At 47.8% G+C, this 10,950-nt stretch carries 9 protein-coding genes; 5 read left to right on the top strand and 4 right to left on the bottom strand.

Translation table 11 applies throughout. The features are described 5' to 3' along the window. The first annotated feature begins 229 nt into the window (after nt 1-229). A complete protein-coding gene (locus PN462_RS08770) occupies nt 230-1,609 on the top strand; it encodes an IctB family putative bicarbonate transporter (protein ID WP_272127718.1) in 1,380 nt (459 codons plus the stop codon). 80 nt (nt 1,610-1,689) lie between these two features. Here the strand turns inward: PN462_RS08770 and PN462_RS08765 are convergent, their stop codons facing one another. Both PN462_RS08765 and rsmI read right to left on the bottom strand, forming a co-directional pair. Beyond that, the gene (locus PN462_RS08765; protein ID WP_272127717.1) at nt 1,690-2,088 is read right to left on the bottom strand and encodes a TFIIB-type zinc ribbon-containing protein; all 399 of its coding nucleotides are present in this window, start codon (nt 2,086-2,088) and stop codon (nt 1,690-1,692) included. A gap of 94 nt (nt 2,089-2,182) precedes the next feature. Next, nucleotides 2,183-3,058: a 16S rRNA (cytidine(1402)-2'-O)-methyltransferase gene (rsmI, locus tag PN462_RS08760; RefSeq protein ID WP_272127716.1), complete on the bottom strand. Its 876-nt coding sequence runs from the start codon at nt 3,056-3,058 to the stop codon at nt 2,183-2,185. Between the two features lie 328 nt (nt 3,059-3,386). Between rsmI and PN462_RS08755 the strand changes: the two genes are divergently transcribed. Further along, nucleotides 3,387-3,695, top strand: a complete 309-nt coding sequence (locus PN462_RS08755) for a hypothetical protein (RefSeq protein ID WP_272127715.1) — start codon at nt 3,387-3,389, stop codon at nt 3,693-3,695. A 100-nt stretch (nt 3,696-3,795) separates the two neighbouring features. Here the strand turns inward: PN462_RS08755 and PN462_RS08750 are convergent, their stop codons facing one another. Together PN462_RS08750 and ldpA are read right to left on the bottom strand one after the other, a co-directional pair. After that, on the bottom strand, nt 3,796-5,616 hold the full coding sequence (locus PN462_RS08750) for a R3H domain-containing nucleic acid-binding protein (protein ID WP_272127714.1): 1,821 nt from the start codon (nt 5,614-5,616) through the stop codon (nt 3,796-3,798). 16 nt (nt 5,617-5,632) lie between these two features. Continuing rightward, entirely contained in the window at nt 5,633-6,772 is a 1,140-nt protein-coding gene (gene ldpA, locus PN462_RS08745) for a circadian clock protein LdpA (RefSeq protein ID WP_272127713.1), read from the bottom strand. A 651-nt stretch (nt 6,773-7,423) separates the two neighbouring features. On the opposite strand from ldpA, the gene PN462_RS08740 reads away from it, so the two are divergent. The 3 genes from PN462_RS08740 to PN462_RS08730 all read left to right on the top strand — a co-directional run bounded on the left by PN462_RS08740 (nt 7,424) and on the right by PN462_RS08730 (nt 10,598). Next, nucleotides 7,424-9,121: a BCCT family transporter gene (locus tag PN462_RS08740; RefSeq protein WP_272127712.1), complete on the top strand. Its 1,698-nt coding sequence runs from the start codon at nt 7,424-7,426 to the stop codon at nt 9,119-9,121. A gap of 103 nt (nt 9,122-9,224) precedes the next feature. Beyond that, complete coding sequence (locus PN462_RS08735) at nt 9,225-10,187, top strand: universal stress protein (RefSeq protein ID WP_272127711.1); 963 nt, start codon at nt 9,225-9,227, stop codon at nt 10,185-10,187. A gap of 96 nt (nt 10,188-10,283) precedes the next feature. Further along, the gene (locus PN462_RS08730) at nt 10,284-10,598 is read left to right on the top strand and encodes a DUF3067 family protein (protein ID WP_272127709.1); all 315 of its coding nucleotides are present in this window, start codon (nt 10,284-10,286) and stop codon (nt 10,596-10,598) included. The last annotated feature ends 352 nt before the right edge of the window (nt 10,599-10,950 follow it).

Here is a 10,950-nt window from a genome sequence, read left to right as displayed (position 1 = left end):
TTAAAACCCAAGGCTAAGAGCTTAAACCCGTTAAAAACGGGTTGAGAGATTAACCAGAAGTCAGGCTAACCAAGAGACCTTGGGTTAAAACCCAAGGCTAAGAGCTTAAACCCGTTAAAAACGGGTTGAGAGATTAACCAAGAGGTCAGGCTTATCTCGCTGATTACTGTTTACTGTTTACTGATTACTGGTTACTGTTTACTGATTACTGATTACTGATTACTGCTCTATGAATGAAACTTGGCAACGCATTGCATTGAGAGATTTATCCCTTTCTCGTTGGCGAGGAGGGAGTTATCTTTATCGCTTGGTGGGCTTTTTGGGCCGTTGGCGGACGGGGAGTTGGTTATTACAATGGGCTGAACCGTTGGGCGCGTTGTTGCTGTCTTTGGTGTTTTTGCTTGCTCCTTTTGTCTCTACGTCTCTGATTGGGGTGTTGTTGTTGGCCTGTGGGGGCTATTGGGGGCTGCTGACGCTGACGGATGGGGAGAAAGGCGGGGCGACACCGATTCATTTGTTGGTGGGGGTGTATTGGGGCATTAGTGTGATTGCTACGGCGTTTTCTCCGGCTCAAGGGGCGGCTATTGATGGGTTGGTGAAGGTGACGCTGTATTTGTTTCTCTTTGTTTTAGCGGCGCACATTTTGCGCTCACCCCGTTGGCGCAATGTTGTTGTCACAGTTTATTTGCATATTGCTTTGATTGTGGGGGGATACGGCATTCGCCAAGAGTTTAAAGGGGTGGAGCAGTTGGCGACTTGGAATGATCCTTCCTCGGAATTGGCGCAAGATACACGGGTTTATAGTTATTTGGGTAATCCCAATTTATTGGCGGGGTATTTAATTACGGCGGTGGCGTTGAGTGCGTCTGCGATGTTTATTTGGCGGAAGTGGTGGCCGAAGTTGTTGGCGATGACGATGTTTTTGGTGAATTTGGCTTGTTTATTCTATACGGATAGTCGAGGGGGTTGGTTAGGGGCCAGTGGCTTGTTGTTGGTGTTTTTGTTGCTGTTGCGGTATTGGTTTGCTGAGGCGTTACCTAAGTTTTGGCGGGTTTGGTTAGTGCCGATGGTGTTTGGGGGGTTTGCGGCTTTGGTGGTGTCTGCTTTGGTGGTGGTTGAACCCTTGCGCTTGCGGGTGTTGAGTATTTTTGCGTGGCGGGGGGATAGTAGTAATAATTATCGGATTAATGTCTGGGAGGCGGTGTTTCAGATGATTGGGGATTATCCGTGGGTTGGTATTGGTCCGGGAAATAGTGCGTTTACGGAGGTTTATCCCCGTTATGCGCGGGCGGGGTATGATAATGCGTTGAGTTCTTATTCGATTTTTCTAGAGCATTTGGTGGAAATTGGGGTGATTGGGTTTGGGGTGTTTCTCTGGTTGATTATGGTGACGGTTGATGGGGGGTTGCGAGGGCTGGCAAAGTTGCGGGATGCGGGGGATGAGCAGGGGTTTTGGTTAATGGGCGCGATCGCAGCTTTAGCGGGTTTAATGGTTCACGGTTTATTTGATACGGTTTGGTATCGCCCTCAAGTGAATACGTTATGGTGGTTAATGGTGGCGTTGATTGCGAGTTTTTACCCTCAACATCAGCAATTAAAAGCCAAGTAATGCCTACATTAGCCTTGGGTGAAAACCCAAGGCTAATAGTTGAAACCCGTTAAAACGGGTTGATAGAAATAAGCATTCAATTAACCGAGATGTAACCATTGTTTGATTTTTTGGGTTACTCCAGTTTGAGTAAAATTAGATTTAAACCGTTTAAATTCTCCTGCATCTAACCACATTCCTTGACAATTGGGACATTTTTCATACCAAATACTATAACGATCAATATCAAGCATTCGCTTCATTTTTGTCCCACATCGAGGGCAAGCAATATGGGTTCGATTCCGGCTATAATAGTAACCTAAGTCTGGGTTGCCATCGTCTAAAATTTCTGACCCATCAATCTCTTTTAGTTTTTCTGCTTCTTGCCCATCAAACCATAAACCGTGACAGTCTTGACACCGATCAATTTCGATGTTGGCATAGTCCACTTGTTCAATTTCGCCATCACATTTCGGGCATTTTGTCAACCTTTTGTACATTTTTTTGTTGTTGTTGGTTGTTGGTTGTTGGTTGTTTGGTAACAACTCTGTCTTTTTCCTGTTCCCTGTTCCCTATTCCCTGTTCCCTGTTCCTTCAATTGTTGTTTAAATCAAGGGTGAGTTGATAGAGATCACGACGGGAGGCAGAGGTTAAATTGGCGAGATGACGGCTAGCTTGCGATCGCGTCATCCCTTGATCTAACAATTGCTGGAGTTCGGCTTTCAACTCAGCCTCGGATAAAACCACGGGTTGTTCAGTCTCTTGGCCTGCCACCACTAAGGTAAATTCTCCCTTGGGAGGATTGTCTTGAAAATGCGCGATCGCGCCCTCTATTGTTCCCCGCCACAAGGCTTCATGGAGTTTCGTCAACTCCCGCCCAATTACAATCCTACGATTGTTGCCAAAGGTTTGGGTAAAATCCGTTAAGGTACTTAATAAACGGTGCGGAGACTCATAAAAAATCAGCGTCCGAGATTCATATTGCAAAGATGCTAATTGGTCCCGTCTCGTTTTCGCCTTACTGGGTAAAAAGCCTTCAAAAATAAAGCGATCGCAAGGCAACCCCGAACACACCAACGCACTAATCGCCGCCGTCCCCCCCGGAATCGGCACAACCCGCACCCCCGCCGACCCACAAGCCCTCACCAACGCCTCCCCCGGATCAGAAATCCCCGGCATTCCCGCATCCGTCACCAACGCCACATCCTGCCCCCCTTGTAACCTCTCCAATAACTCCCCTAAGCGTTTTTTGCGGTTATGTTCGTGATAACTCACCTGGGGCGTAGTAATCTGAAAATGTTGTAATAACTTCCCCGTGTGCCGCGTATCTTCGGCTGCTATCAACGCCACCGACTGCAACACCCGCACCCCCCGAAACGTTATATCCTCCAAATTTCCAATGGGAGTCCCCACCAGATAGAGTGTTCCGGTTTCGAGGTTATCCGTTCTTAGTTCTAAATTATTGGTCATACCAGCAACAAATCAGCAAACAGACGAGTGTATCCAGTGAGTTGACAAAAGATTCAAATTTTGGCGACCCACAGAATACCGTTATGAAATCTTAGGAGGTCGAAGTGTATTAGAATTTCCCACCATTAAACTGCTCGATTATACCCCAGAAACCTTAGCAGAGAGCAATAACCCCTTTGCCGTCATTGTCACAGCCCACCAAGAAACTCAAACCAGTCGTAATGATCCCAACCGTCGTTACCGAGAGAAACTGAGAATCGCTAAAAGTCTCTATCAACGGGGTTATGACAGACGCGATATAGTTGAATTATTCCGGTTAATTGACTGGATGATGACCTTGCCCGCGCCGATGGAAGAAAATTTGACGACAGAAATTTACAATTACGAGGAGGAACATAAAATGCCCTATATCACCAATGTAGAACGCTTTGCCCTTGAACGAGGAAAACGCCAAAAAAGTCGAGAGGATATTTTTGAAGTGCTACAAGTTCGCTTTGAAAGCATTCCCAATGAATTGGTAGAAGCGATTAATCAGATTGAAGATGATTCTAGTCTTACTAATTTATTGCGACAGGCAATTACGATTAATTCCTTAGAAGACTTTCTGGAGAGAGTTCAGGATTTAGAAAATGAATAATTTTTGGGCAAGTCTGAGAGCGTTGAATGTATCGTAAGCAAGACAAAAAAAATCGGGGCAATTGCTCAATTGCCCCTTAATTACATCCTATTAACTTAAATCACGCTGGATAAATCCGTAAACGTCGGTTGGGTTCTTCCCCAAAACTATCCGACTGAAGACGATAATGTTCTACTAACTCATGCTGCATTTTGCGGACTTTGGGAGAACGGGGTAATAACTCCACAGGTTGACCTTGGGGTAACACAATTTGCTCCACTGCCAACCGCGCTTCCTCCAATGCCTCTAACTCGTCATCCCCGCCATTTTGAGTGAATAAGCGCAAATCTAAGGCTTCCGGGGTTTTTAGGTCATCTATTCCTACCACCCGGCGTAATGCCTTGGTGACTTGGGAAATGGTGCTAGACTTCACCGCATGAATGGGGATTTGTTTGGCTTTTGCCGTTTGCCGGAGTTTAGAATGGTTTTTAATCTGCGATCGCAACGCCAAAACCACATCCGCATTGCCCATTTCCTTCGTCAACACCACAGGCAAATTTAACACCTGTATCGCGTGTTCCAACTGCGATCGGCCAATCCCATAAGAATACACATACACCGGAAAATCCTCCCCATTCGGTCCGGGTACACGCATCTTCTCCGGACTCTCCTGTTGTTGCCAAGACTGAGCCAACATCCGGTCAAACTCCACCGTCTTCTCCGTCTGGGGCGTTTTCTTCCCCAACGGTAACGGCTGCATTTGGCCCGAAGCCCGCCACCCCGCAGGTTGTACCGGAGCCAGGGCCGGTGTAGTCCGCTTCCCCTGCCCATTCCCAGCAAAAGGCGTAGTCGGGGCAGTGACACGAATTTCAATCTCCCCAGACTCATTCACCGTCCGTTCTTCCGGAGAAGGCGTACCCCCCCGCAACAAGGTATCCACCGTCTCCGCCACATCAGGATAAACCACCCAACGCTGCCGTTCCAACATTTCAATGGCCATGGCAAACGTCGGCGGAGCTTTCCGTTCTAACACCGTTTTTTGGGACCCCCGACGACGGGCTTCATCATCCCCCAACGTTACCGCTTGAATCCCCCCAATGAGGTCCGATAACGTAGGATTCTTAATCAAATTCTCCATCTGCGTCCCGTGGGCCGTCCCCACCAACTGTACTCCTCGTTCCGCGATCGTTCGGGCGGCCAAGGCTTCCAACTCCGTACCAATCTCATCAATAACAATCACCTCCGGCGTATGATTTTCCACCGCCTCAATCATCACCTTATGCTGTAACTCCGGTTCAGCCACCTGCATCCGTCGCGCCCGGCCAATGGCAGGGTGAGGAATATCCCCATCTCCGGCAATTTCATTAGAGGTGTCAATAATCACCACCCGTTTCTGTAAATCATCAGCTAAAACTCGCGCAATTTCCCGTAAAGCGGTCGTTTTACCCACCCCAGGACGACCAAGCAACAACAGACTGCGCCCGGTTTCCACCAAATCTTGAATCATACCAATGGTCCCAAACACCGCCCGTCCCACACGGCAGGTTAACCCAATGATTTCGTTTTGACGGTTACGGATAGCACTAATCCGGTGTAAGGTGCGCTCAATCCCCGCCCGGTTATCGCCACTAAAATGGCCAACACGCTCCACACTATACTGCAAATCTTCCCGCGAAATGGGCGTTTCGCTTAAATATTCCGCCCCATCCGGAAACCGTGCTTCCGGTGGGCGACCCAAATCCATCACCACCTCAATCATTTTGTCATTGCGCTCATGCTGGGCAATGGCCTCTTGTAACTGGGGCGGAAAAATCTCTAGGAGTTGGGCGAGATTATCAGCAATTTCGGTTCGAGTCGTTGGCAGTTTATCTGGCACTGTTGGCGTAGGGGGGACAGAGGAAGGCTGTTCAAGTAAAAACTGTTTATTTTTGGGATTTATCATGAACCTATTAAGGTTGTCAAACAACAGTGAAATTCGCGCTTCGTGCGGGAGTTGTGGGAAGAAACGCCCCTCCTCTCAAAGGCTTGACTTTGAGTTGGGACACTAAATGACTCGCTTGGCGAACCGCTTGCCATAACAAGTCCGGATGTTCCTCTAGTAAGGGCTGAGAACGGTGGCTAGTTCGTTCTTCTAAAGCATCAAATAGGGGCTGGAGTTGCTTACGGGCATAACTGCCATAGGCAATTCCCGCCACAGTGCGAGTAGGGGCAGGACTCAGTAACCCCCGGTCTGCGAGTTTGGCGACAGTGTGTTGGTTCGTCCCGCCCGCGAGTTGTACATACCCCGGCAAGTCCGACTCTAGCACTTTGGCCGCTAAATTCACCGCCGCCCGCGTTGTTCCTTTGCCAATATCCCCACTCATAGGCCGACCATCGGTTTGCCACAGGAGAGGACAAGGTAAAGGGGAAACCACCTGCTGTAACTGGTGCAGGTAGGAGATTAAATCACCATGGTCTGGACAACTGATGGCCAACAATTTAAGCCGGGACTGCCAAGGCGCGAGGGCTTGCCATAAACGTTGAAAATCCCTATAATGGCCTGTCTGGGTGTGAATCTCGATCGCATCAATGCCCTGTTTAAAAAGCTCTGGGGCAAGAGTTTCGGGGGTCGAAACGTAAGAGCGAGTAAAAATTAGTTCACTGGGACAGACAGGCAAACAGCGGCCACATCCGTAGCAGCGTGCATCAATAACCCCATCCGCTACACCTCCCGTATCGGTAAAGGCAATAGCATCAGCCGGACAAACCGCTTCACAAGGTCGCGGACAGTCCGAGGGACATTGAGTTGGGTTAAAAGCTGCTTTCCGAAAGTGAGGGTCTTCTCCATCGTTGAGACTCACCATCAGCCAAGGTCGGGACTGTATCCCAAAGCCTCGCTTTCTTGCTTGGTCGGCCAAGCCCATGGCCACAGCAATGGCTTCTTTTGCGGCCTCCAACACTGCTAGGTCGGCAGCAATGTCGATACAGTCTGCACCTGCCAAAGAATAAGCTAAGGTCAAACTGCGTACCGTTGGCAAGTGTTGGAAACTGGCCCCGCAAATTAATTTAAACCAGTGTCCAGCGTTTAGAGATTGTAAAGGGAAAGATAGTTCACTCACCCCTCTATGCTAAAGCGATGTTTGCCAATTTGGTGCATTGACCCCAGATTTTTTTTTCGCTAACCCGCGCTCCACCCGCATCTAGTGTTTGAAGGATAGAGAGTACGCTGAATAAGTATTGGGGTTGGGATCATTGGGGATCACCTCATTTTTTCTGGGCAACTTGTCACATTATACTACAAATACTACATTTGGCCAAGAGAGTGAGAAGTGAGAAGTCAGCCCTGTCAAGGCGACTAACTCAAGATTTCTGCGTAGGTTGGGTGTAACGGAGTGAAACCCAACGTTTTTCACTGGGCGATGTTGGGTTACGCTACGCTTCACCCATCTCCCCCATCTCCCCCATCTCCCCCATCTCCCCCATCTCCTCCATCTCCCCACTCCCACCTCATAAACCACCAAATAGACCAAAATTATTAGTGAATTAGACTTTTTTAGAGGTCAAAAAAGAGGAGTCATGAAAACCAAAAAACAACATGAAAGGATTAATCCTTGAGCATTCTAGCCTCTAAAATTGATCTAAAAAATTTGCATTAACTGAGATTGATCGTTTATGCTATCTAAATATTATTGTCAAGACAAAAAATAGTAGGACATCTTCAAAATACGAGGAAGAGTCCGTCAAGGTAAGCTAACGAGATCATAATTGCTATGTCCGAACCACAATTCGACATGAAGGGGTTGCAGGTCGAGTTACTCGACGAAGATACTGGCCGCTACCCCGGTGACACCAATATTCAAAAGTGGGGCTTTGACTTGCACCCGCAAGTGTCCTTCATTTCGGCGACTCTTATCGCCATTTTCATTATCTTAACCCTGAGCTTTCAAGAACAGGCTTCAGGCGTATTCAGCAATATTCAAGCCTTCGTATCCAGCTATGGCGGCTGGTTTTTCATCCTAGTGGGCAATATTTACCTTGGGGTGATGCTCATTCTGGCCTTTGGGAAATATAGCCATATCCGTCTCGGTGGGCCAGATGCCAAACCGGAGTTTTCCACCTTTGCTTGGTTTGCCATGCTCTTGAGTGCGGGAATGGGTATCGGGCTAATGTTCTGGAGTGTGGGAGAACCTATCTTTCACATGGCCGCGCCGCCTTTTGGGGGTGAAGCTGGCACCGCAGCCGCCGCCGAAACGGCGATGAGTGTCACCTTCTTTCACTGGGGGTTTCATCCTTGGGGAATTTATGCCCTTGTAGCCCTCGCCTTAGCCTTTTTCGCCTTTAACCGCGGTTTACCCCTCACCATGCGTTCCGTTTTCTATCCCCTCTTGGGAGAACGCATTTACGACACCCCAGGGAATGTGATTGATATTCTCTCGGTTATTGCCACCCTGTTTGGGTTAGCCACTTCGTTAGGGTTAGGGGTTGGCCAAGTCGCCGCCGGACTTCACTTCCTCATTCCGGCCATTCCTGAAAGTATCCCCTTTCAAGTGGTTCTCATTGCCATTATTACGGGCTTTGCCACCATGTCTGTAGTGGCAGGGTTAGATGGGGGAGTGCGCCGTTTGAGTGAGTTTAACCTCTACATTGCAGGCGCGTTTATGGTCTTTGTGCTGTTAGTCGGGCCAACCTTATTTATTTTGGATGGGTTCGTTCAAAACCTAGGGAACTATATCGCCAATTTTCCAGTTCTTAGCTTTTGGACTGAGACTTACGAAGGAACAGAGTGGCAAAATAGTTGGACGGTCTTTTATTGGGGATGGTGGATATCTTGGTCGCCTTTTGTGGGGATGTTTATTGCCCGTGTCTCCAAAGGTCGCACCGTGCGGGAATTTATCCTTGGGGTTTTAATTATCCCCACTCTCCTCTCGTTTTTATGGTTAACCACGTTTGGCAATTCCGCCCTGTTTCTGGAATTACAAAATGTGGGTGACTTAACCGCCGCCGTCAATGAAAATGTGGCTACAGCCATGTTTTTCATGTTGAACTTACTGGCCGAAAATACCAATTTAATTCCTTCTGTGGCCAATATTGTCAGTGTGATCGGTTCAACGGTGGGGGTGTTGTTAGTTGTCACCTTCTTTGTGACTTCCTCCGACTCCGGTTCGTTGGTGGTGGACCACCTCACCTCTGGCGGAAAACTGGATTCTCCCATTCCCCAGCGTGTTTTCTGGGCTGTCATGGAAGGGGTTGTGGCAGCCGTTTTACTCTTGGGTGGGGGATTAAATGCCCTACAAACGGCAGCCATTACTACAGGTTTACCCTTTGCCGTGGTTTTACTGGTTATGTGCTTTAGTCTTCAACGTGGTTTGGCGGAAGATTTGGCTGACTTAGAAGCGGAAGAGTTACGGAGTTTAGAAGCGGAAGACGAGTATCTTGAGAAAGTCCCCGCAGATATGTCTCGTCGTTAGCCAGAAACCGAGAAGTCCCACAGCCCATTAAAAATTATGGTGTGGGATGAATCGGTGTCCTGTGTCGCTAATGGGTCGATTCGCTGAATTGTAGGAGTTTTTTATGTATCACAATATTCTCGTGCCTTTGGATGGTTCTCAACGCGCTGAGAGCGTGATTCCCTATGTGGAGAATTTAGCGCGGCACGAGCAAGCGAAGGTCATTTTTTGCCAAGCGATCGAACCTGCAACTCGTAGTGCGGTGGTGGACTTGGATGAGGAACAAGTGACCTTTAAACCCCAGAAAACCACGCAAATGAAGGAGTATTTACAAGGTTGGCAGGAGAAGTTCCAAGCCCAGGGGTTAACGGCTGAGATTCTCTTATTACGAGGGGTTGCAGTTGATGCCATTTTAGAAGCGGCTGAGTTAGTGAAAGCGGATTTAGTGGCGATGACCAGTCAAGGGAAGACGGGTTTGGCCAAAATGCTCTACGGTAGTGTGGTGTCGGGGGTGTTTAATCGCTTGCACCGTCCTTTTTTGATGGTTCGCGGGGGAACTAAGATGACGGTGACTCCCCATCAACAGATTTTAGTTCCCTTGGATGGGTTTAAGCAGTCGGAGAAAATTATTCCCTACGCGAAGGAAATTGCTCAACGGTACAATACGAAGTTACTGTTAGCGCGGGTTGTCCGAACGAGTCATAAGGCAACGACACTGGTTGATGTCAATCAAAATTTCTATGAACCGAAGGTTTCGGATACGTTGTTTTATAAGTTGAGTCAGCATCAAGAAATCGAACGGTTACAAAAGGCCAAGGATTATTTGTTGAAGTGGCAGAATAAGCTCCAACAAGAGGACGTGAAGGTAGAAGTCGATTTAATGTATGGTCGGCCTCTGGATAGTTTGATTCGTCTGGCAAACAAGAAAGAGGTGAATATGGTGGCGATGACCAGTCATGGCCAAGGCGGACTAGAACGGGTTTTCTATGGCAGTTTGACGACTGCGTTAATGCAGCATTTGTCTTGTCCGTTTTTATTCGTGCGGTCTTCGGAACAGACGAAAGAACCTGTGCGCAATATTATTTAGGGAAGTTGAGTTCAAAACCTCTCAAGGGCTTACTACAAACTTAATGTAGTAAGCCTTTACAATGGGGGGAATGGGGAAACGGGAGTAGGTCAAGTTATGACAGGACAAGAGTTGCGAGCGTTACTGTTACAAAAATGGGGGCGGTCTTACGATGTTCAACTGCGGAAGGTGAAAGGGAAGTTCTATGTGCAGGTGATGTGGAAATATTTGGAGCAGGTTTCTTTTCCTCTTACGGAGCAGGAGTATTTAGAGCATCTCAATGCGGTGGCGAGTTATGTGGTGGCTTGGGGAAGTGTGGAACAGGTCATTCGGACGATTGAACAAACGAAGGAACGACCCCGACTGGGAAAAGCGGTGAATATTCCCTTGGATTTAGGGGAATTGGAATCGGAATGGATACTAGATTCTTGATTTTGCTATGCCTTGGGTTAAAACCAAGGTTCATAGCTAAAACCTGTTAAAACGGGTTAATAGCCTTCAGCTATGCCTTGGGTTAAAACCAAGGCTAATAGCTAAAACCCGTTAAAACGGGTTAATGGACCAGTCAGAAAGCTACTATGCCTTGGGTTAAAACCAAGGCTAATAGCTAAAACCCGTTAAAACGGGTTAATGGACCAGTCAGAAAGCTACTATGCCTTGGGTTAAAACCCAAGGCTAATAGCTAAAACCTGTTAAAACGGGTTAATGGACCAGTCAGAAAGCTACTATGCCTTGGGTTAAAACCCAAGGCTAATAGCTAAAACCCGTTAAAACGGGTTAATAG

This window comes from Spirulina sp. CS-785/01 (assembly GCF_028330525.1).
Taxonomy (GTDB): Bacteria; Cyanobacteriota; Cyanobacteriia; order Cyanobacteriales; family Spirulinaceae; genus JAQMSD01.
The sequence above is the reverse complement of the archived record's forward strand: the minus strand, read 5'-3'. Positions and strand labels throughout refer to the sequence as shown.

Bases quoted from the DNA above. Each gene is read 5' to 3' on its own strand.
- PN462_RS08770 (WP_272127718.1), top strand. From the start codon at position 230: ATGAATGAAACTTGGCAACGCATTGCATTGAGAGATTTATCCCTTTCT.
- PN462_RS08765 (WP_272127717.1), bottom strand. From the start codon at position 2,088: ATGTACAAAAGGTTGACAAAATGCCCGAAATGTGATGGCGAAATTGAA.
- rsmI (WP_272127716.1), bottom strand. From the start codon at position 3,058: ATGACCAATAATTTAGAACTAAGAACGGATAACCTCGAAACCGGAACA.
- PN462_RS08755 (WP_272127715.1), top strand. From the start codon at position 3,387: ATGATGACCTTGCCCGCGCCGATGGAAGAAAATTTGACGACAGAAATT.
- PN462_RS08750 (WP_272127714.1), bottom strand. From the start codon at position 5,616: ATGATAAATCCCAAAAATAAACAGTTTTTACTTGAACAGCCTTCCTCT.
- PN462_RS08740 (WP_272127712.1), top strand. From the start codon at position 7,424: ATGTCCGAACCACAATTCGACATGAAGGGGTTGCAGGTCGAGTTACTC.
- PN462_RS08735 (WP_272127711.1), top strand. From the start codon at position 9,225: ATGTATCACAATATTCTCGTGCCTTTGGATGGTTCTCAACGCGCTGAG.
- PN462_RS08730 (WP_272127709.1), top strand. From the start codon at position 10,284: ATGACAGGACAAGAGTTGCGAGCGTTACTGTTACAAAAATGGGGGCGG.